Genomic DNA, 21,506 nt, shown 5'->3' with positions numbered 1-21,506 from the left:
GCAGCTTCTGATCAGAAGCTGCTTTCTTCCTCGAAGTTGTAGTTCATGCTGTCTTGAGGTGCCTGCACGTAGTCACCCTGAATAAAATGGACGCCCATTTGCCACAGTGTGGCCAGCATGGATGCACTCTCCACCATGGGAATGATGGTCTTCTTTTCCGCTTCGTGCAGTTCTTTCAACAAGGCTTGCAGCTGTTGCTGGTTTTCCTGATTCTGATTCAGTTCGCTGGTATAGGAACCATCGATCTTGACGTACTCTACGGCGAGATGCTGCAGATTACGCAGTGGATTAAGGGAGCAGCCAAAACGATTGAGGGCCGTGGTGATACCACGAGAATTCAGTGATTCGACAAATTGCTGTGCCTGTTTCAGTACCTTGGTGGCGTTGTCTTCCGACAGTTGCACCACCAACGAGCCTTTGGGCAGGCGTGCAGCGCGCATGGCAACACCAATCCAGTTGGGCAGGCTGTCATCCTGAATTGATGGTGCTGCCAGATTCACAAAGACGCGGGTGTCATGGCCTTGCTGACGATGTTCTCCCAGGCGTTTGACGGTATTCAGCAATACCCAGCGGTCTACCTTGCGCTTCAGGGCGTCACTGATATCCGGGTTGTTCATCAGTTCACCGGCAGTGGCATCGCGGCCACCGGGCAGATTCAGTCGTATCAGAGCTTCATAATGTTCGATGTCATCACCGCGCAAACTGATCATCGGCTGGAATAGCAACTGGAAGCTGTTCTGGCGCAAGGCTTCTGTAATGGCTTCTTCAAGGCTTATGTCACTTGGGGCCACACTGTGTGGTGCGCTGGGAACAAACAGCATGACGCCATTGCCATTGGCGTGATCAGCTTGCTGGTGCACCTGTTCACACGCGGTATGGGCATTTTGCAGCACGTCTTCGGGACGGGAACAGGTGTCGTTAATTAACGCAACGCCTACGCTCACGGTCGCGGTGATCGTGCGGTCGCCAATATCGATCAGCAGGGTTTCAACGTGATTCCGCAGTCGTTCTGCGAACTCCATGGCCTGATCGGCGTTATAACCGGTGAGAATGGTGGCAAAAATATCTTCGCTGATACGGGCCAGGCTGTGAGTGGTACCAATTTCTTTTTTGAGCGACTGGGATAACTCAGACAAAACCGTGTCTGCCCGGCTGATACCAACGTCACTTTTGATTTTGCCAAAACCATCAAGATTGAGATAAAGCGTGGCTCCGTGGCTGCCTCCCAGTACGGCGTTATCGACTGCAATTTCCAGCTGGGCCATAAAATAGGGTTTGTTGTACAGCCCGGTCATCATGTCGAGATTACTGACTTCGCGCAGCTTTGCTTCGAGGGCGGTATTTTTTTCGTTGGAGCGAATGGTGACCTGGGTGCAGCGTTCTTCGGCATACGTTGCTGGTGAAAAGCGCATCAACATGGGAAATAACTGCCCCTGACCATCAACACCAATGGTGTTGAGCTCTTCCAGTTTGTGGGGGCCAGTCATGTATTTTTTGAGGAAATTCTTGAATTCAGCCTGGCCCGAGCTGTCGACCATGTCCATCAGCGGCATGCCTTCGAGCTCGTCGACGGATGCGTAGCCAAACATGCCCAGATAAGAAGGGTTGGCAAAAATATGCATGCCGTCGTGGACGTAGGCTACTGCATCACGAGAACTTTCAAGCAGCGCCTGAGAGCGTTTTTCGGCGTCCCTTAACCGGACTTCAAGGGAGCGCAGCTCCCGGCGGTTTTTCAGGTGGCGTAATTCACGCTGCAGGGCGAGCACCAGTAAATTGGTTTCATCCATGGGAACCATGGTGCACACGCCACGCTTGAGCGCGTTTTCCATGGCAATCAGGTCTATTTCCCGGCTGATCAGAATGATCGGCAGATCCTTGTTCAGACGCCGGATCTGATCTTGTAATGCCTGATAGTTAATGCCGTTTACTTCTTCTTCGGCAATGAGCAGATCCCAGGATTTTTGTTCCAGCTGTTCGTTAAAGTCTTCCAGCGAGGTAATTTGATGAGCGCGGGTCGCATTGCCTGAGTTCCGCAACAGACTGACAATTCCTTCTGCGTCATTCTGGGATTCGGTATGAATCAGCAGGTGTAGCGTCTCTTGGTTGCTCGCCATTGCTCGGTTTACTCAGTCGTATTCTTGGATGATCTGACGTTGTTTGTCTAATTGTACCCAAAGTTGGTCAATAAAGCCCATCTTGGTCAGCTGCAAGCAGAAGGACATACTGTTTGCTCTTCAGGAACAAATTATGACAGCAGGCAGTAACAACAGACAGTTAATGTCATGCCAGTCAGTAGATAACTGCAGATTGTAGCGACATATGACAAATAATGAGTGATCTGTCTGTCAAAAATTGTCATCCATAAGAATCAATGACTTACCTGCCTTACCTGCCTCTTCGCGTACCAGTCTGGGTAACAGGTAGCCGGGTAGCTGCTGATGCAGTTGACGGTATAGGGCCAGTGCCTCCTGTTCCGGGTTATCAAAGTGATGTGTGCCTGTTACCGGATCGAGCAGATGCAGGTAATAGGGCAGAATGCCTGCATCGAATAAAGACTGGCTAAGATTGACCAGAGTATCCACCCGGTTATTGACGCCGTTTAATAACACCGACTGATTCAGCAGAGTGATTCCGGCCTGGCGCAAGGGCTGGATATATTGCCGAAACAGCGCATCCAGCTCGTTGGGGTGGTTGATATGTAACACCAGACTGATCGACAGGTGGCTGGCACTGAGCTGTTGAATCAGGTGATCGGTCAGACGTTGGGGAATGACGACGGGCAGCCGGGTATGTATACGCAAGCGCCGGACATGGGATATGTGCCCGATCGCTTCAAGCAGTTCGTCGAGGGCGTCGTCTTTCAGCATCAGCGGGTCGCCGCCACTCAGAATCACTTCACTGATCGACGGGTCATCGCGTACATAATCCAGCGCTGTTTGCCACTGGCGTCGGCTGAGACGGTTATCGGTATAATCAAAATGACGCCGGAAGCAGTAGCGGCAATTGACGGCACAGCCGGTCGCCGCGAGTAACAACAGTCTGCCGTTGTACTTGTGCACAATGCCAGGGGTGACATTGGCTTGCTGTTCACCCAGTGGGTCGGTGACGTAACCGGGCATGGCGACCAGTTCTTCTGCATCCGGCATGACCTGACGTAACAGCGGATCATCGGGGTTACCGGGTTCCATTTTGCGCAGATAAGGCTCGGGTACCAGCAGCGGGAATGTGCTGGCTGCCTGTTGGCGGGCGCTCAGGTCGGTCGCTGGAAGACGAAGTGCCGCGAACAGTTGTTCGGGGCTACGGATGGCGCTGGCCAGAATCTGTTGCCAGTCTTGCTGCTCAATGGCAGCGGATCGCGCTATGATACGCACTTTATAAAAATGTCCTACTCTAATTGGATTGCGAAATGGCGAACTATTCTACCAACGAATTTAAATCCGGTCTTAAAGTCATGATGGATGGAGAGCCGTGCTCCATTATTGAGAACGAATACGTAAAACCCGGCAAAGGTCAGGCCTTTAACCGCGTCAAGTTACGCAACCTGCGTCTCGGCCGGGTGATTGAAAAAACCTTCAAGTCTGGCGACTCGCTCGAAGGTGCCGACGTGATGGAAATTGACATGGAATATCTCTACAACGATGGAGAATTCTGGCATTTCATGGCAACCGACGGTTCATTTGAACAGCACGGTGCGTCTGCCGAAGCGGTTGGCGATACGGTCAAATGGCTGAAAGAACAGGATGTCTATGTCATTACCCTGTTTAACGGTGCGATTCTGACGGTTGCTCCGGCCAATTTTGTTGAACTGGAAGTGGCAGAGACCGACCCCGGCATCAAAGGCGATACTGCTCAGGGTGGCAGTAAGCCCGCGACATTAAAAACCGGTGCGGTGGTGAAAGTACCACTGTTTATCAATATCGGCGATACGTTGCGTATCGATACCCGTTCTGGTGAATACGTCAGCCGCGCTTGATCGCGGCGCTGAGGCGTCGTCCATAAGGGAGTCAAGTCACTGGCTCCCTTTTTTGTGTCTGCAAAACCGGCCTCGTGATTCGAAGCCCTCCAAAAGCCCAGAGCGGGCAGCGGATTAAATAGATGATCCCTGTAGAGAATAAAATGTTATGACCACACGCTGGATCCCTTCTGCCAGTCTGGCGGCGATTCAGGCCAGAGCCCATCTGTATCAACACATCCGCCGGTTTTTTGCCGATCGTCAGGTACTGGAAGTTGAAACTCCGATACTGGCGCAAGCGCCGGTGTGCGACCCCAATATAGAACCTATGGCAACCCTGGATGGTCGCTATCTGCATACCTCGCCCGAGTATGCGATGAAACGGCTGTTATGTGCCGGTAGTGGTGATATTTACCAGATCTGCAAAGTCTTTCGGCGCGGTGAAGCGGGTCGTCGCCACAACCCGGAATTCTCGATGCTGGAATGGTATCGGCTGGGCTGGAACGAGCAGCAGTTGATGGCGGAAGTGGCCGATCTGGTCACCCAGCTGCTGGATTTGCCGGATGATCGGCCGTTACTGACACTGACTTACCAGCAAGCGCTGGAGCAGTATGCCGGTATCAACCCTTGTCAGGCGTCAGATGCAGTGCTGGCCGCACGAGGCCAGCAACTGGCGGGTCACGACTTGCAGTTGAGCCGCGATGGCTGGCTCGACATTATCATGAGCCACGCTGTCGAACCGGCACTGCCGACCAACACCCTGGTCTTTGTGTACGACTTTCCGGCATCTCAGGCGGCGTTGGCAAAAACCCGCCAGCATGAGGATGGCTATCAGGTCGCTGAGCGCTTTGAATTGTTCTGGAACGGCTCAGAGCTGGCGAATGGCTACCATGAGCTGACCGATGCGCAAGAGCAGGCCCGTCGTTTTGCCAATGAGGCTGACGGACGCCCGGTCGACCAACGCTTATTGGCGGCGCTGGCAGCGGGCTTGCCTGAATGTGCTGGCGTGGCCATGGGGCTGGATCGAATCTTGATGCAGCGCTTGCAATCGACGGTGATCGCCGAGGTGCTGAGTTTCGACTGGTCGCGTGCCTGACATTTATAACCAAACTATTGCATTTACTTGCTGATTCGCCGACCTACTTAACAGCGGAATATGGTCAGATTTTCACTCATCTTGTGGAGGTCTGGAAATGTCGGTTGGGAATACGGTTTGGGGCCTGTTGCTGTTGGGTTTAGGTATGCCGTTGACAGCTTTAGCAGCTGACATTGATTGTGAACTGATGATCGCCAGAATTGGGGTTGGCGGGGGTTTGCAGATTCGGGTGCCGGTCGCATTGGTGGCGGAGTACGACCAGCAAACCCTGAAACATCTGGTCTCTGCTGACGCCGGACGTATGGCCCGGTTAATGGGCTCGCTCAGCCGGGTGATCTGGCCTGAGAATGAGCAGCTCAGCCAACAATGGCGTTTTGCCGATATTCACCTTGATGGCAGCCAGCAATGGGTGTCATTACGTATCCGGCCACAGAGCAACCTGCCGGACATGCCCGGCGGTTGCTTGCGCAGTGTCAGTGCGGAGAGTGATTACTGACTGCGGCTATCGTCCGTTGCGGTTGATGTTGTGTCAGCGTTATCAGGGCTGACATTTTGGGCCTCTGCCTCTGCATTGTCAGTCGTCACGGCTGGTTCAGCATCGATTGCCGTCGCCGTGTTTTCGATCGGCGCAGATTCCTCTGTTTGTAACGCCCGGATTGAACCCAGTCGGCTGCCCATACGAATTGGGCTGCCCGCTTCCAGCTCCTTGCTCCAGTCGACCATGCCATCCGGAAAACACAGCACCACGGTGGAACCCAGGCAAAAACGGCCCATTTCTTCACCCTTGTCGAGTTCAACCGGCTGTGGGTCGCGATAATCAGTCACTTTCAGTTCGCGGGTCGGTGGCGTTATCCGGCCCGCCCAGACGGTTTCAATCGCTGCAACAATCATCGCACCAACCAGCACCATGGCCATCGGGCCATGCTCGGTATCAAAAATACACACCAGTCGTTCGTTGCGGGCAAACAGTCCGGGAACGCGCTCGGCGGTGGTCTGGTTGACAGAAAACAGAGAGCCGGGCACGTAGATCATTTCGCGCAGTTTGCCAGCCATCGGCATATGCACCCGGTGATAATCTCGTGGTGACAGGTACAGGGTGGCGAACTTGCCGCCAACAAAATCTTCGGCTCGCGGGCGTGAACCACCCAGTAACTCGGTCAGGGAGAATTCCTGTCCTTTGGCCTGAAAGATACGCCCGCGCTGGATATGACCAATCTGGGAAACCGCACCGTCAGCCGGGGAAAGCAGGCTATCGGCAGCGTTATCCAGTGGTCGAGCTTCGGGCAACAATTCGCGGGTGAAAAAATCGTTAAAGCTGCGAAAATCCTGGGGATGCTGCCGCTGGGCTTCGTCGAGGCGCACATCGTATTGGCGGATAAACCGGGTGATCAGCTGGTTTTTGAGCCAGGTGTTCTCACTGGCCGCCAGTTTGCCGACCAGACGAGACAGCCAGTGATGGGGCAGCACGTATTGGCTGGCAATAAACAGATCATCTTTTAACAAGGGGGGACTCTCTTTTATTAGGCCAGGCATCCTTGGCCGGAAATGGTTGTCTGTTGGGTTAGATTGGTTTCAAGGTTGGTCGCCAGTGGTGACCGGGGTTGACGGATCATTACCCCATTCTGCCCAGGAGCCGGGGTAGGCTTTCATCTTCAGCCCCAGAATCTTGCCCACCAGATAGGTATAACCGGAACGATGATGGGTTTGGCAGTGGGTGGCAATGTCTTTGTCGGCGGTCAGTCCCATTGACGACAACAGGCTGCGGAAGGCTTCCAGTTCGTTGATGCGCATGCCGTTGGCTTTGTCCATACCGAGTGTCCATTCGTAGTTCACGGCTCCGGGAATATGGCCGCCACGGGCCGAAATCACTTTTTCACCGTTGTATTCGGACTGGGAGCGGGCATCCCAAACGGCAAAATCCGGCTGGCCGAGGCGTGCCAGTATCTCTTCCTTGGTCAGGGAAAAGCCGTCTTGCAATTGGCTGACAGAGTAACCCGATGGCGTCGGTATCAGCTCGCCAGACTCGGTCGGCAGGCCGTCTTGCAGCCAGGCGTGAATACCGCCATTGAGATAGCTGTAGTGATGATGGCCGATCATATCCAGTACCCAGAGCAGTCGTCCGGCCCAGCCGCCGCCTTCGTCGTCATAGGCAATCACATGAGTCTCTGCCGTCAGTCCCAGCTGGCTGAAGACCTCGGACAGTTGCTGCAGCGATGGCAGGGCACCGGGCGTTGGGGCAATACCCAACTGCAGACGTTTGAAGTCCAGATGCACGGCAGCGGGAATATGGTGCTGGAGGTAGGTTTCTCGTTTGCTCTGATCAATGATCAGGACGTTATTCAGTGGCAGTCGCTCAGCAAGCGCCCGGGGTTCCAGCAGCAGCGGCAGTTGGCTCATGAACAATACTCCGGATAAACAGGTCGCAAAGATGCAGTGTATCCAAGCCGACGGCGACTGTCAGGCGTAAAGCCGTACTGGAAAACAGTTACTAAAAAAGATTAGGTCTTGTGGCGGGCGCTTTTTTGTTGCTCCAGCGATTGCTCGCGCAGACAGGCAAGCCCCTGGGAAGCGTAATGACAGAGCGATTTGAAATGCGGGTAGTCGCTCGCGCTAATGGCCAGTTGATTGCTGTCCAGTGTGCCCGCCATGACGATGCCGATGGGTTTGGCTCCGGCACTGATCGACATCAGCATGGCGTGATCTGGCAGTTGTTGCGCCAATACGGGCGGTATGCCGCGCAGCAGCTGCTGGCGATTACCCGGATGCAGGCTGATACCGGCATTACGTTCCATCAGTTTGCTGAACAGGCTGGTTTTATCCAGCGGCAATTGCAGGCCGACGATTGGTTGCTGCTCGGGAATGCCTTCCTGGTAAATCAGTCGCAGGCAGGTCTTGTCACGGTTGGGCAGCCACAAGGCGGCAAATGGCACGGACAACCCCAGCCGGATGCCATGGAGCAGGCTAGAGACCAGGCTGTGCCAGTCGCCAAAACTGCGGGCATCCTGTTGCATGCGTTGTTGCAGGGCTGCCAGGTTGTGTCGGGCTGATCGGGCTACCGGCGCGGCTGCCGATGCCTGGGCTGGCACCGCTGCCGATGACGGTAGAGGTGGAGCCGGTCGAGGGTCCGATGTCGCGGGAATAGCCGAAGCTGCTGGTGTTGACATATCTGGTGTTGACATATCCGGTGTTGCCGCAACGGGAGTTGCAACCGCAGGCGCTGGCCGGGTTTCAACCCAGGGGTATTTGATGCCTGCGGCTGGGTGATCATGAGCCGTTGTATGCAGCAGCTGGTGCAGTCCGGTCGCAAAGGCACTGCCCTGTTGCTGACTCACGTCCAACAGGGTTTCTCGGAGCTGGTTGGTCACCATACTCTCGGGCTTGCCGAGCCAGTGGCTGATCAGTGTCAACCAACGGGTGCTGCGCTGGCTTCGAGGGTGGATGTGCAGATGCCAGGCGAGGTGACAACACAACAATGTGGTCATCACTGGTTGCTGTCCCAGGTGTATCAGTGGCCGACCGGTTTGGGCGGGTAAATCACGGGGATCACAACGACGTAGCGCCTGCCATTGTTGTGGTGTTGGATGCTTGCGCGGATTCCAGACCTCACGCGCCAACGGCGGTAAATGCATGTGTGTTACCAGTCGCTGCCAGGGTTTCAGATCCTTGCCCCAGATCGCCTGCAGCGCTTGCCAGGGCTCAAGTCCGAGCGACAGGTAATACAACCAGTTGCGGGCTGGCGGGACAGATAACAGCCAGGGCCAGAGCGGCGCAGCCGCCAGCATGGTTGCCCAGAGCGCGTAGTGCGGGCTGATATTGCCCTTCTGCTGTGTCCACAGTGCGGCCAGCCTGCCCGCCAGGACGGCGTTTTGCAGCGCGGTGCGATACGCCTGTTCACCCTCGTCCAGAGTGTCAGTGGTTATGACCGGCAGCTGTTTTACCAGCCTGACCAGTTCCTGCATCCCCAGTAAGGATAAACAATTGGCAGCACCGCTGATCTGTTCCAGGCAGTCTGGATTTTGCTCCACCGCCAGCCTTTGTAATTGCAGGCACAGGGCCGGATCGCGTTCGACTTCAGGGGCCAGGTCATTAAAGGTGATTTGGCGGTCACGCAGGCGGGCGTGCAGGCGGGTACGGGTTTCTTCGAGGATAGGCAAAGGCCCAACAGCAAAAACAGTGTCCTGCTGCTGGCGATTAAACGGGCTTTCGCTGTACTGGCGGAGGTTTGGTTTCATGTCGGCGTTTGTGTAACTGAGAGTCATGTCCTTAACTATAGACAGGATTACCGGATTGACCTTGGGGAGCTGACTAACCACATGTTGTTTTTGATAGGGATGGTGATTGTTTTTGGCAGCGTCCTGTTTGGCTTTGTGATGTCACACGGCCAATTACTGGCGTTGTGGCAACCGTTTGAAGTGCTGATTATTGTCGGTGCGGCACTGGGGTCATTCTTGCTGTCCAATCCCTGGGCGGTGGTGAAACGCTGTGCCCGGCAATTGCCCTCGGTGATCTTCGGCGCACACCATCACAAGACCCGCCAAATGGAATTACTCAGCCTGATTTATGACATTCTCGGCAAGTCCCGTCGCGAAGGTTTGATGGCTATTGAAGCGGAGGTTGACAACCCTCAGGCCAGTGCCATTTTCGCTCGTTACGCCAGCGTGCAAAAAAATCCGGAGCTGGCCAATTTTGTGGCTGACTATTTCCGCATCATCATCGTCGGCAATCTCAGTGCTTATGAACTGGAGGGACTGATGGATCAGGAAATCGACACCCGGCTGAATGAACTGGAACAACCGGGTGTGGCATTAGGTAAAGTCGCCGATGCCTTGCCCGGTTTTGGTATTGTGGCGGCGGTACTGGGAATCGTGATCACCATGGGGGCGATTGGTGGTGATGTCGCCGAAATTGGTGCGCATGTGGCGGCTGCCCTGGTGGGGACATTTTCCGGGGTGTTGCTTTCCTACGGCCTGGTGGGGCCAGTCAGTGCCAACTTGAAGCATCTGGCAGAAGACGAAATCAAACTTTATGATGCCGCCAAGGCCGCCATTATTGCTTCGCTGCATGGGATTGCACCGCAGCTGGCGGTGGAGTTTGGCCGCAAGGCGCTGTACAGCCACAGTCGCCCGACTTTTAATGAACTTGAATCCCGTTTGCGGGGACGTTGATGGAGCATCTTGGCCCTCAGCCCCCGGTCATCATTCGACGCAGCCCCCGGCGCGGGCACGAAGAACATGGGGGTGCCTGGAAGGTAGCCATGGCCGATTTTGCCCTGGCGATGATGGCGCTGTTTCTGGTGCTGTGGATCATCAGTAATTCGACCGAAGCACAACGCCAGGCTATTTCTGGCTATTTTGCCGATCCGCAGGCTTTTATTGAGGGCCGTCGTGCGCCATCAGCTGCAGCCATTGACCTTGGCGGCTCGCCTTCGGTGCTGGCTAATATCGGTCAATCAGGGAACTCGGATGCGATGATTAATCGCCAACCGGCCCCGGATCGAGGCGACGACAATGATCAACAACAGCAGCAACAGCAAGAAGTATACGAGCAACTTGAGCGCTTGATTCTGGCCAGCCCGGCGTTAAGCCCGTTTCGGAATCAACTGCTGCTGGATATCACTACGGATGGTTTACGGCTGCAAATAGTTGATCGTCAGCAGCGGCCGCTGTTTGAGTCTGGCCAGGCGGTGCTGACCTATTACGCCGAAGATATGCTTTGGGAACTGGCACCGGTGTTGGCCGCTTCCGGTTTGCGGCTATCGATAACCGGGCATACCGATGCTTACCCGGCCAGTCCGAGCGGGCAAGCGGCAGAAGACAGTAACTGGCTGCTGTCCGCGCAGCGGGCGGATGCGGCCCGCCGGGCCTTGATGGAAGCGGGTGTTAGCAAGCCACAAATCGCTCAGGTGATCGGTATGGGCGACACGGCCCCGTACGATCGCAGCAATCCCCAGGCTCCGGTGAACCGGCGTATTGCGCTGCTGCTGTTGAATCGACAGCGCAGTGAGAGCTTGTCGGGCAGCGAGGTGTTGCAAGATAGCGAGATCTCATCGCGTTCAGATGGCGGTACGGCGGCGGATAGCACCCTCCAGCGGGTGCAGCAGCAACGTAACCGGCCCGATAACAGCTACGATAATCCACCCAATCAGATGGAATAGTCAGCCGTGCTGTTTTATCGGGAAGGCTTCAGAGTTCCGACAGGGTCTCGACGATCCGTTTGTAGCTGATAAACCGCTCCGGGCTGATCAGCTCTTCATCCACGGCTTGCAACAGTGCACAGCCGGGTTCGGTTTCATGATGGCAGTCACGGAAGCGGCAATGGCCAGCCAGCGCCCGTAACTCACGGAAGCCGTACAACACCTCATCTTCGCTCATGTGCCAGAGGCCAAACTCGCGGATTCCCGGCGAGTCAATCAGATCGCCACCCGCCGGAAAGTGGTACAGCCGGGCAGTGGTGGTGGTGTGTTTCCCCTTGCGGGTGTTTTCCGATAGCGGGCCAACCTTGAGTTCTTCATCGGGCAGCAGGGTGCCGATCAGCGACGACTTGCCGACCCCGGACTGGCCAACAAATACGCTGACACGGTCGTTGAGGAATTCTTTTAGCTCTCCCAAGCTGTCGGGGTCGTTGGCGCACACTTGCAGAATGCGGTAACCGAGATAGGCATAACGCTGCAGTAGCGGCTCCAGGTGAAACAGGCTCAGCTCGTCGAGCAAGTCGATCTTGTTCAGCAGGATAATTGGCTCGATCCGGCAGTTTTCTGCCGCCACCAGGTAACGGTCAATCAGGTTGGCGTGGGCGTGTGGTTCGGGGGCAATCACCAGTACAATAAAATCGATATTGGCGGCGACCGGTTTGATCTCATTGTAGGGGTTGGGGCGCGACAGCTCTGATTCTCGCTCCTGCACCATCTCCACCACCCCCTGATTGACACCCAGGGCATTGGCCGGTGCCGGGCGGAAGACAATGCGGTCACCGGTGACCAGTGAGCCGAGGTTGGCGCGTAAAAAACAACGGTAGATGTTGCGTTCGTTATCTTCCACTTCGACTTGGGCACCAAAATGGGCGATCACCTGGCCGTGCATTTCATCGCCTAATTCACCGGCGTTAAGCTGATCGGAAATCACCGCCTCTTTTTGCTGGGCGCGCTGGGCTTTTTCTTCCTGGATTTTGGTGATGCGCCAGGATTGTTTTTTGGTGAGCTTTCGTTTGGCCATGCGTTACTCGGAGTGTCGATTCGGCCGCCATTCTCCGCGCTGGCTGCGCTAAGCGCAAGCTGTAGCCGGGGTGATCGACGCCTGCCGAGTGCGGTTTTCAGTCCCGAGTCATGCCGCGTTCGACACCACACGCATGGCAGCAAAGAGCGAGCTGCCAGTGTGGCGTCTGAAATACCGGTATGCGTCCCTGCAGCAAGGTTTATTCTGCCGGTTTGGGCGTTTGCCAGCACGGTGGTGATGGTGTGTTGTTGATGTGCGTGTTGTTCAGTCGCGTGTATTTAATGGCTAATCATCCATGGCCGCATGCCAGGAAACATCTTGTCGCCCTTGGCGGTGTACATCAGGTTGCTCTTGCGTTTGCTGCCACAGCCGCAGTCCTTGCCATGCTGGTGGCGATGATCAAACCGCTGGCGTTCTTTTTTTTCGTTCTCCCTTTCCTGATACTGGCTGGTGCTCATCACTTCGGGTGCTTCGCGGGCTTTGTCGTTGCGCTCCATGGCTTCACGGGTTTCTTTTAATACCTTGGCAATGGCTGGAGGCAAGACAATCACCCGTGCCGAACGGGTGTTGCATTGGGGACAGGGCTGGGGCTGGTCGTGCTGCTGCATCGGGGCCAGTTCCTGAAAAACGCCGTGGCTGGGACATTTGTAGTCGTACATGGGCATGGCGGGTATCTCCGGCAGTTTTTATCATCAATTGTTGATAGAGCAACCGCTGCCGGAGCAACCCCGGCAGCGGTGTCTGGGTTGTTGTGGTCAGTCGAGATCCGCTGCTTTCGGAATATTCACCGAGCCATCCAGATGTTTGACCGGGCCATCCGCTGACGGCTTGATATCGAACTCGAAGATGTCGGTAGGTAACCACAGGGTGGCACAGGAGTTGGGGATATCGACCACGCCACTGATATGTCCCTGAATCGGTGCACAACCAATGATGGCGTAACCCTGGGCTTCGCTGTAGCCGAACTTGGTCAGGTAGTTGATGGCATTCATACAGGCTTGTTGGTAAGCCAGGCTGGTATCCAGATAGTGCTGCTTGCCTGTGTCATCAACGGAAATACCTTCAAAGATCAGGTAGTCATCGTATTTTGGTACCAGCGGGCTGGGCTTGAAGATCGGGTTTTTCACCTGGTATTTGCTCATGCCATCCTTGATCAGGTTGACGCGCAAGTGAATCCAGCCAGCCATTTCGATGGCACCACAGAAGGTGATTTCGCCGTCACCCTGACTGAAGTGCAGGTCGCCTACGGACAGACCTGCACCGTCGACGTAGACCGGGAAATAAATCTTTGCCCCTCGAGTCAGATCCTTGATGTCGCAGTTACCACCATGCTCTCGCGGTGGCACTGTACGGGCACCTTCTGCGGCAGCAGCGGCTTTGGCATCGCCTTGCATCCGCCCCATATGGGCGGTGTCGGCGTAAGGCAAACAGGCCAGGGCCGGTTCGCGATCCGGGTTGGTATCAAACAATTCTTTTTCGCGCTGATTCCAGGTATCCAGCATATCGCGGGATGGCAAGCAGCCGATCAGGCCGGGATGCAGGATGCCAGCAAATTCAACGCCCGGTACATGACGGGATTTGGTGTAGATACCGTTGAAATCCCAGATGGATTTTTGTGCTTCGGGGAAACGGTCGGTCAGGAAACCGCCGCCGTTCTTTTTGGAAAAGAAGCCGTTGAAGCCCCACTGTTGTTCGGCAAAAGTGCCGATGTCGAGAATATCAACTTCCAGCAGGTCACCTGGCTGGGCACCGTCGATCGCCACCGGGCCAGACAGAAAATGCACCTGGGTCAGGTCGACATCACGAATATCCTCGGCGTTATCGTTGTTTTTGATCTGGCCGCCGGTCCAGTCGTAGCACTCGATAATAAAATCATCACCGGGCTTTACCGTAGACACCATGGGAATATCCGGGTGCCAGCGGTTGTGGACGCTGTCGTTGTCGTAGGCAGACTGGTTAAGGTCAATTTTGATGATGGTATCAGTCATGGTTTGCTCCTTGATTGGCAAGTACAGCCTTGGAAAAAACGTGTGGATCGACGGCAGTAGCACCGTCTTGTCGGGTTGTGTTGGTGCGGGGTAATGCTGAATCCGTCGGGTCGGTTGCGGGTTTGGTCACAGCAGCGGCGCTGAAACTCAGTTCGCCATCGCATAGCAGCGCTCGCAGCTGACGCGGTTGCTGGGACTGGGGCAGGGTGAGCAGGTAACTGGCCAAGGGCGCGACGACCTGGCGCTGGAACAGCCGCTGGATCGCACGGGCACCATACTGCTGGTCAAAGCCGCTGCGGCTGAGCCAGAACAGGCAGGCATCGTCGAGCAGCAAGGTCAGTTGGTGTTTGTTCAGGCGCTGGTTGAGTTCGTCCAGCAGGGTGATCACCACCCGTGGCAGGTGTTCGTGACTCAGGTTGGCAAAGCGTTCGATGCAATGAATACGGTTGAGGAATTCCGCATCAAAGTGGCTTTCCAGTGCCTGTTGTTGTACCCGCTGTTGCAGCCTGGTCTGCCAGGCTTGCGGCAGCCACGGGCGTAATCTGTGTTGTTGCCATTGGCGTGAACCAATGTTGCTGGTCATGAATACCAGGGTGTTGCGGAAGTGCAGTGCTTTCTGGCCGGATGCCAGTGTCAGTTCGCCGTTATCCAGAATGTTCATCAAGCTGCGCACTACTTCTGGACTGGCCTTTTCAATTTCATCAAACAGCACGATGCCGGGGCGGGTGCTGCTGCCATTGATCAGTTCTTCGTTGAGCAGGGTCAGGTTGTCCTTGCTGCCAACGTAGCCCGGCGGTGCACCAGTGATGGCGGCGCTGTAATGGCTTTGCGACAGGGTGTTCATGTCGATGCGACAGAAGCGGTTGGCGTCACCATGAATGGCTTCGGCAATACGCCGCACCATTTCGGTTTTACCTACCCCGGTATCTCCCAGAAACAATGCCGTCAGCAAGGGGCGGCGACTGTCACTGAGGCCCGCCTTGAGCACATCCAACTGGCGGCGCAAACTGCGAATGACCTGACTCTGCCCCACCAGTTGGCTTTCCAGTTGCTGCTGTAGCTGGGCCGGATCAAAAGCAAAGCGGGAGTAAAGCGCCGGACTGGCCGACTCCGGTTGGCCTGCTGATGGCGGCTGACGCTGCTGCAGACGATCGTTAATGAACACCATGGTCGTCAGCGCCTCAGGATCCGGATTCCATGGTTTTTTCCGGTGCTGGCAGATCCCCCACAGGGCACTCTTCGGTGCCGATGGTGCTGCGGGTCATGGCTTCAACGTCGTCGCGGGCTTTTTCAGCATCGGTGACCCAGGTGCGATAGAACTCGAACGGACAGTCGGCAATACCCCGGTCGCCATCGCCGGAGGCATGCACGCCTGTGTAGCCACGGTGCAGCAGTTTGAACAGGTGGTTCTGTGACTGATCGTTTTTGCGGGCGTCACGAATCTGCGACAGCGACAGCTGGGCATACTGCACGCCCATGTCTTCTTCGCCGCATTCACCCAGGGTGCGGCCGTCGAAGCCAATCACGGCGGAGTGACCGAAGTAGGAGTAAACACCGTCGAAGCCGGTGGCGTTGGCGACGGCGACGTAGCAGTTGTTGGCCCAGGCCATGGATTTGGCCATCATCACCTGTTGCTCCTTGGCCGGGTACATATAACCCTGGCAACGCACAATCAGCTCGGCGCCTTTCATGGCGCAGTCACGCCAGATTTCCGGGTAATTGCCGTCGTCACAAATGATCAGGCTCAGCTTCATGCCTTTCGGGCCGTCGCTGACGTAGGTGCGATCGCCTGGGTACCAGCCTTCAATCGGACACCAGGGAATACACTTGCGGTATTTCTGGACGATGTCGCCGTTGTTATTGATCAGCACCAGGGTGTTGTAGGGGGCTTTGTTGGGGTGTTCTTCGTGCTGTTCACCGGTGAGGGAAAATACTCCCCAGGTGTTGGCGGCGCGGCAGGCGGCGGCAAAAATTTCGGTCTCGTCGCCAGGGATGGTGGCTGCCGTGGCCATCATTTCATCGTGGTCGTACATGATTCCCATGGTGCTGTATTCAGGGAAGACAATCAGATCCATGCCCGGCAGGCCCTGCTTGATGCCCTTGATCATGTCGGCAATGTTGCGGGCGTTGTCGAGCACCTCGGCTTTGCTGTGCAGGCGCGGCATTTTGTAGTTCACCACGGCAACGCCGACGGTATCGTTACTGCTTGAAATATCACCATGACGCATGAGGATTCTCCTTTGAATCAGATTTGGTTCAGACCGACAGGTAGCGGGTGATGGTGGCCTGGTCGGCCTCGGCAACGGGGACATCGAGTACGATGCTGCCTTTCTCGATCACCAGAATGCGGTCGGCGACATCCAGTGCGAAACTGAGCACCTGTTCGGAAACGATGATCGATAACTTGCGTTGGTCGCGGATCTTGCGCAGGGTGCGGGCCATCTCCTTGATGATGCTGGGCTGGATACCTTCGGTCGGCTCGTCCAGCAGCAGCACACTGGGGTCGCTAGCTAACGCCCGTGCGATGGCGAGTTGCTGCTGTTGGCCTCCGGAGAGGTTGCCGCCACGCCGGTGCTGCATTTCTTTCAGCACCGGGAACATCTCGTAGAGGTCTTCCGGGATCTGGTTTTTGCCGGTTGAGGTGAGGCCGGTTTCAATGTTTTCTCTCACCGTCATGGTGGAAAAAATCATCCGTCCCTGGGGCACAAAACCGACACCGGCACCGACCCGTTCATGACTTTTCAGGGGCACCAGGTCGGCACCGTTGAGTGCGGCGCGGCCGGATTTACTCGGGATCATGCCGATCAGCGACTTCATCAGCGTGGTCTTGCCCATGCCGTTGCGGCCCAGTACCGCGACGATTTCCTCGTCGCCGACACTCAGGTTCATATTGCGAATAACGTCGCTCTGACCGTAGGCCACGTTGTAATCGGTTAGCTCAAGCATTGTTTATCTCCTCGTTTACCGACTTGGCGATCAATGGCCCAGGTATACTTCAATGACTTTGGGGTCGTTCTGCACCCGTTCCATCGAGCCTTCCGACAGCACCTTGCCCTGGTGCAATACCGTGACGCGGTCGGCGATGTCGGCGACAAACTGCATGTCGTGTTCAATCACCAGTACCGAGCGGTCTTTGGTAATGCGTTGCAGCAATGCGGCTGTTTGCTGGCGTTCGGCAACCGACATGCCCGCGACCGGTTCATCAAGCATCAGCAGTTCCGGGTCCTGGATCAGCAACATGCCGATTTCCAGCCACTGTTTCTGACCATGGCTGAGCAGCTCGGCAGGCATATCGAGCTTGTCGGGCAGGAAAATCATCTCGGCGATTTCGTGTACCTTGTCGATCACTGCAGCGTCACGCCGGAAGGTCAGCGCTCCCCATACCCCTCGGCCTTTGGGGTAGGAGAGTTCGAGGTTTTCGAACACCGTCAGGTCTTCGTAAATGGAGGGGTTCTGGAACTTGCGGCCAACTCCGGCATGAACAATCTGGTGTTCGTTCATTCGGGTCAGCTCCTGGCCCTTGAACTTGATCGAGCCTTCGGTGGCTTTGGTGCGGCCGCAGATCAGATCCAGCACCGTGGTTTTACCTGCGCCGTTGGGGCCGATGATCACCCGGATTTCTTGTTCTTCGACGTACAGCGACAGATCACTCACGGCCTTGAAGCCATCAAAGGAAACCGTCAACCCTTCGACGCTCAGAACAAAGTCCTTCTGCTCGATGTGCTTGTTAACTGCCAGCATGGCTGTGCTCCTTGGTATTGAAGGTGTCGGCATTGGCGGTACTGGCGGTACTGGCGGTAGCTGGGGTCGTTGCGTTGTTAGTGGTGGTATCTGGCAGGGCAGCGGGCGTGTTGGTTTTGCAGAACCGTGCCTTGATTCGCGGCTCGATATGCGTGCTCCAGACCCCGGCCAGGCCGTTCGGGAAGGCCATTACCACGCCGATGAACAAGGCACCCATGGCGAACAGCCACAGCTCGGGAAAGGATTCCGAGAAGCTGGTCTTGGCAGCGTTGACCAGTAAGGTGCCGTACACCGCGCCGAGAATAGAAAGACGCCCACCAACGGCGCAGAAGATCACCATCTCGATCGACGGCACGATGCCGACGAAGGTCGGTGACATAAAGCCCACTTGCAGCGCGAACATGGCACCACCAATAGCCGAGAACACTGCGGCCAGGCAGAAGATGAAAATTTTGAAGGCGGATACGTCGTAGCCGGAAAAGCGCACTCGGTCTTCCCGTTCCCGCATCGCTACCAGCAGCCGACCGAGTTTGCTGTTAATCACGTATTTGGCGATAAACAGACAGCCGAACAGACAGGCAACACAGACAAAATAGAGAACGTATTTGGCGCTGTCGGTACGGATATCCCAGCCATGCAGGGTGCGCAGGTCGGTAATACCGTTAACGCCACCGGTGTAGCCTTGCTGGCCAATGATCAGGATGGTCAGGATGGCGGCGACGGCCTGGGTAATGATGGCGAAATACACGCCACCGACGCGGCGTTTGAACATGGCCACCGCGACGACAAAGGCAAAGATCGCCGGTATCGCAATAATGGCAATCAGGGTAAAGCCGAAGCTGTGGAAGGGTTCCCAGAACCAGGGCAGTGCGGTGATCTGGTTCCAGTCCATAAAGTCGGGAATTCCCGGCGTTGACTGAATGGTGGTGTTTTCCGGGCTGGAGGCTTCCAGCTTGAGAAACATCGCCATGCAATAGCCGCCAAGGCCAAAGAAAACCCCCTGGCCCAGGCTCAGAATGCCGCCGTAGCCCCAGCACAACACCAGGCCAATAGCGACGAAGGAGTAGGTCAGGTATTTACCCACCAGATTGAGGCGGAAAATATCCATCGACAACGGCAGTATCACCACCAGCAACAGCGCCAGGATCAACATATGCGTCATCTGGTAACGTGCGAAGAATTGGCTAATCGGATTCATGGGCAACCTCTTATTTCCGTATCTTCAGAGAGAACAGCCCTTGTGGACGCAGCATCAGGATGCCAACCACGACGAGCAGGGTAAGAACTTTGGCCATCGAACCACTGAGGAAAAATTCCATGGTCGATTGCGCCTGGGAGATGGTGAAAGCCGAGGCGACCGTGCCCAGCAAGCTGGAGGCACCACCAAACACCACCACCAAAAAGGTATCGACGATATAAAGCTGGCCAGAGGTCGGGCCGGTAGAACCGATCATGGTGAAGGCGGATCCGGCGATACCGGCAATGCCGCAACCGAGGGCAAAGGTCAGGCGGTCTACCATGGCGGTATTGATGCCGACGGCGGAGGCCATCGGTCGGTTCTGCACCACGGCGCGGGTTTGTTTGCCGAGTCGGGATTTCTGCATCATCAGCCAGACGCCCACCGTTACTACCAGGGTGATGGCCATCACGAACAAACCATTGATCGGAATTTCCACCATGTCGGTCAGGGCGATGGAACCCATCAGCCAGTCGGGCAGGGTGACGCCGACTTCGCGGGTGCCAAAAATGGTGCGGTACAGCTGTTGCAATATCAGGCTCAGGCCCCAGGTGGCCAGCAGGGTGTCGAGCGGGCGTTTGTAGAGGTGCCGGATCATGGCCCATTCAACCAGCGCCCCGAGTGCCCCGGCGGCAAAGAAGGCCAGAATCAGGGCGACAAAAAAATACGTGTCATAGAGGGATTCGGGCAGATACGACGAAAAAATATGGGATGTCAGGTAGGTCGTGTAGGCACCGAGAATCATGAATTCGCCGTGCGCCATATTGATGACGCCCATTTGGCCAAAAATAATCGCCAGCCCCAGCGCCATCAGAACAAAAACAGAAAACAGAATAAGACCGGCAAAACCTTGCATGGCAAAGATTGAGGTCAGTTCGGTCATGGTGTAATCGGCAAACATGGTGTGTCCTCCCAGTGGTTTGGAGCAGTACGAACAGCGCGATGAACGTGGTTGAAAGCGGCCCGCAGGGGCCGCTTGTTGCCGTTCTTACTGGTAACCTTTAGGGAAAGGGTTGGGTTCGATCAGCTCGGCACTCTCGTAAACCACCTTGTACTGGCCATCCAGCTGAGCGCGGCCGATGCGGGTCTTGGACCACAAGTGGTGGTTTGGATGCACGCGCACATAGCCTTCAGGTGCGGTGGTGAGTTCGATGCCAGGAGAGGCTTCACGGACTTTGTCGATGTCGAATGAACCGGCTTTTTCAACCGCTGCTTTCCACAACCATGGGCCGAGGTAGGCTGCCTGGGTGACGTCGCCGATAACAATGTCCTTGCCATATTTGGCCTTGAAGGCTTTGACGAAGGCGGCGTTGTTGGCGTTAGGCAGACTCTGGAAGTACTTCATGGAGGCGTAGATGCCGTCGATGTTCTCGCCACCGATACCGAGGATTTCGTCTTCAGTCACCGAAATGGTCAGGAACAACGGCTTCTCTTTGGTCATGTCGATACCTGCGGCTTTCAGCTGTTTGTAGAACGCCACGTTGGAACCACCGACCACGGAGATAAACACTACGTCAGGCTTTTTCAGCTTGATCTTGTTGATAACGGAGTTGAACTGGGTGTGTCCAAGCGGGTAGTACTCTTCGCCAACCACTTGTTCGTGCAATACGTTTTCGATGTGCTTGCGGGCAATCTTGTTGGAGGTACGTGGCCAGATGTAGTCCGAGCCGAGCAGGAAGTATTTTTTTGCGCCCTTGGTTTCTGACGCCCAGTTCAGACCTTCGAGAATCTGCTGGGTGGCTTCCTGGCCGGTATAAATCACGTTCGGAGACTGTTCCAGTCCCTCGTAGAAGGTAGGGTAATAGAGCATGCCGTTGTATTGTTCGAACACGGGCAAGACGGCTTTGCGGGAAGCCGAGGTCCAGCAGCCGAATACCGCTGCGACCTTGTCGCTGACCAGCAATTTCTTGGCTTTTTCAGCGAAGGTTGGCCAGTCACTGGCACCATCTTCCTGGGTGTATTCGATCTTGCGGCCCAACACGCCACCCATGGCATTGATCTGGTCGATGGCCAGTTTTTCTGCCTGCACAGAACCGGTTTCGCTGATGGCCATGGTGCCTGTTACCGAGTGCAGGATACCAACAGTGACCGTGCTGTCGGTCACTGCCAGGCCGGTTGTGTTGGCACTGTCGGCCAGCACTGGCAAGCTGAAATGAGCCATCGCCAGTGTTGCGGGAATCGCCAGCATGTTACGTAGCAGAGTACGGCGTGTACCTCTGAGCGAGTCGTAATTCCTTGATTTTGAAATCATAATTGGGCCTCTTCATGGGTTCTGCTGTTA

General features: G+C 55.7%; 20 protein-coding genes. 5 read left to right on the top strand and 15 right to left on the bottom strand.

The genetic code is table 11. The features are described 5' to 3' along the window. Nucleotides 1-11 precede the first annotated feature (11 nt). Complete coding sequence (locus WG929_RS07305; RefSeq protein WP_416205515.1) at nucleotides 12-2,114, bottom strand: EAL domain-containing response regulator; 2,103 nt, start codon at nucleotides 2,112-2,114, stop codon at nucleotides 12-14. A 231-nt stretch (nucleotides 2,115-2,345) separates the two neighbouring features. Next, a complete protein-coding gene (gene epmB / locus WG929_RS07300; protein ID WP_416205514.1) occupies nucleotides 2,346-3,371 on the bottom strand; it encodes an EF-P beta-lysylation protein EpmB in 1,026 nt (341 codons plus the stop codon). 35 nt (nucleotides 3,372-3,406) lie between these two features. On the opposite strand from epmB, the gene efp reads away from it, so the two are divergent. The 3 genes from efp (at nucleotide 3,407) to WG929_RS07285 (ending at nucleotide 5,544) form a co-directional block, all read left to right on the top strand. Beyond that, complete coding sequence (efp, locus tag WG929_RS07295) at nucleotides 3,407-3,973, top strand: elongation factor P (RefSeq protein WP_369856818.1); 567 nt, start codon at nucleotides 3,407-3,409, stop codon at nucleotides 3,971-3,973. Nucleotides 3,974-4,121: 148 nt separating this feature from the next. Further along, on the top strand, nucleotides 4,122-5,048 hold the full coding sequence (epmA, locus tag WG929_RS07290) for an EF-P lysine aminoacylase EpmA (protein ID WP_416205513.1): 927 nt from the start codon (nucleotides 4,122-4,124) through the stop codon (nucleotides 5,046-5,048). 151 nt (nucleotides 5,049-5,199) lie between these two features. Beyond that, nucleotides 5,200-5,544 (top strand): hypothetical protein, encoded by a 345-nt coding sequence (locus WG929_RS07285; protein WP_416205512.1) that lies wholly within the window; start codon nucleotides 5,200-5,202, stop codon nucleotides 5,542-5,544. On the opposite strand, the gene asd is transcribed toward WG929_RS07285, so the two are convergent. The 3 genes from asd to WG929_RS07270 all read right to left on the bottom strand — a co-directional run bounded on the left by asd (nucleotide 5,538) and on the right by WG929_RS07270 (nucleotide 9,280). Next, nucleotides 5,538-6,551 (bottom strand): archaetidylserine decarboxylase, encoded by a 1,014-nt coding sequence (asd, locus tag WG929_RS07280; RefSeq protein ID WP_416205511.1) that lies wholly within the window; start codon nucleotides 6,549-6,551, stop codon nucleotides 5,538-5,540. The genes WG929_RS07285 and asd overlap by 7 nt on opposite strands. Before the next feature lie 69 nt (nucleotides 6,552-6,620). Then, nucleotides 6,621-7,445 carry a sulfurtransferase gene (locus WG929_RS07275; protein ID WP_416205510.1) on the bottom strand — a complete coding sequence of 275 codons (825 nt, stop codon included), beginning with the start codon at nucleotides 7,443-7,445 and terminating at the stop codon, nucleotides 6,621-6,623. Nucleotides 7,446-7,546: 101 nt separating this feature from the next. Further along, the gene (locus tag WG929_RS07270) at nucleotides 7,547-9,280 is read right to left on the bottom strand and encodes a hypothetical protein (RefSeq protein WP_416205509.1); all 1,734 of its coding nucleotides are present in this window, start codon (nucleotides 9,278-9,280) and stop codon (nucleotides 7,547-7,549) included. 81 nt (nucleotides 9,281-9,361) lie between these two features. On the opposite strand from WG929_RS07270, the gene motA reads away from it, so the two are divergent. Further along, on the top strand, nucleotides 9,362-10,213 hold the full coding sequence (gene motA / locus WG929_RS07265) for a flagellar motor stator protein MotA (protein ID WP_416205508.1): 852 nt from the start codon (nucleotides 9,362-9,364) through the stop codon (nucleotides 10,211-10,213). Continuing rightward, nucleotides 10,213-11,202, top strand: coding sequence for a flagellar motor protein MotB (locus tag WG929_RS07260; RefSeq protein WP_416205507.1), 990 nt, complete (start codon nucleotides 10,213-10,215; stop codon nucleotides 11,200-11,202). The genes motA and WG929_RS07260 overlap by 1 nt, the downstream gene beginning before the upstream one ends. Before the next feature lie 28 nt (nucleotides 11,203-11,230). Here WG929_RS07260 and rsgA read toward each other — a convergent pair whose 3' ends face one another. The 10 genes from rsgA to urtA form a co-directional block, all read right to left on the bottom strand. Continuing rightward, nucleotides 11,231-12,259, bottom strand: a complete 1,029-nt coding sequence (gene rsgA, locus WG929_RS07255) for a small ribosomal subunit biogenesis GTPase RsgA (RefSeq protein ID WP_369856826.1) — start codon at nucleotides 12,257-12,259, stop codon at nucleotides 11,231-11,233. Nucleotides 12,260-12,537: 278 nt separating this feature from the next. After that, nucleotides 12,538-12,924 (bottom strand): FmdB family zinc ribbon protein, encoded by a 387-nt coding sequence (locus WG929_RS07250; RefSeq protein WP_416205506.1) that lies wholly within the window; start codon nucleotides 12,922-12,924, stop codon nucleotides 12,538-12,540. 90 nt (nucleotides 12,925-13,014) lie between these two features. Continuing rightward, the gene (gene fmdA, locus WG929_RS07245; protein ID WP_369856828.1) at nucleotides 13,015-14,247 is read right to left on the bottom strand and encodes a formamidase; all 1,233 of its coding nucleotides are present in this window, start codon (nucleotides 14,245-14,247) and stop codon (nucleotides 13,015-13,017) included. Then, nucleotides 14,240-15,415, bottom strand: coding sequence for an AAA family ATPase (locus WG929_RS07240; protein WP_416205505.1), 1,176 nt, complete (start codon nucleotides 15,413-15,415; stop codon nucleotides 14,240-14,242). Before WG929_RS07240 ends, fmdA begins: the two co-directional genes overlap by 8 nt. Before the next feature lie 13 nt (nucleotides 15,416-15,428). Further along, entirely contained in the window at nucleotides 15,429-16,475 is a 1,047-nt protein-coding gene (locus tag WG929_RS07235; RefSeq protein ID WP_369856830.1) for an aliphatic amidase, read from the bottom strand. A 28-nt stretch (nucleotides 16,476-16,503) separates the two neighbouring features. Next, nucleotides 16,504-17,193, bottom strand: coding sequence for an urea ABC transporter ATP-binding subunit UrtE (urtE, locus tag WG929_RS07230; RefSeq protein WP_416205504.1), 690 nt, complete (start codon nucleotides 17,191-17,193; stop codon nucleotides 16,504-16,506). A 30-nt stretch (nucleotides 17,194-17,223) separates the two neighbouring features. After that, a complete protein-coding gene (gene urtD, locus WG929_RS07225; RefSeq protein WP_416205503.1) occupies nucleotides 17,224-17,988 on the bottom strand; it encodes an urea ABC transporter ATP-binding protein UrtD in 765 nt (254 codons plus the stop codon). Then, nucleotides 17,975-19,186 (bottom strand): urea ABC transporter permease subunit UrtC, encoded by a 1,212-nt coding sequence (gene urtC, locus WG929_RS07220; protein ID WP_416205502.1) that lies wholly within the window; start codon nucleotides 19,184-19,186, stop codon nucleotides 17,975-17,977. Before urtC ends, urtD begins: the two co-directional genes overlap by 14 nt. A 10-nt stretch (nucleotides 19,187-19,196) precedes the next feature. Then, nucleotides 19,197-20,126 (bottom strand): urea ABC transporter permease subunit UrtB, encoded by a 930-nt coding sequence (gene urtB, locus WG929_RS07215; RefSeq protein ID WP_416205501.1) that lies wholly within the window; start codon nucleotides 20,124-20,126, stop codon nucleotides 19,197-19,199. Nucleotides 20,127-20,213: 87 nt separating this feature from the next. After that, nucleotides 20,214-21,476, bottom strand: coding sequence for an urea ABC transporter substrate-binding protein (urtA, locus tag WG929_RS07210; RefSeq protein WP_369856835.1), 1,263 nt, complete (start codon nucleotides 21,474-21,476; stop codon nucleotides 20,214-20,216). Nucleotides 21,477-21,506: the final 30 nt, after the last annotated feature.

Source organism: Oceanobacter antarcticus, assembly GCF_044962685.1.
Classification (GTDB): Bacteria; Pseudomonadota; Gammaproteobacteria; order Pseudomonadales; family Oceanobacteraceae; genus Oceanobacter; species Oceanobacter antarcticus.
The sequence above is the reverse complement of the archived record's forward strand: the minus strand, read 5'-3'. Positions and strand labels throughout refer to the sequence as shown.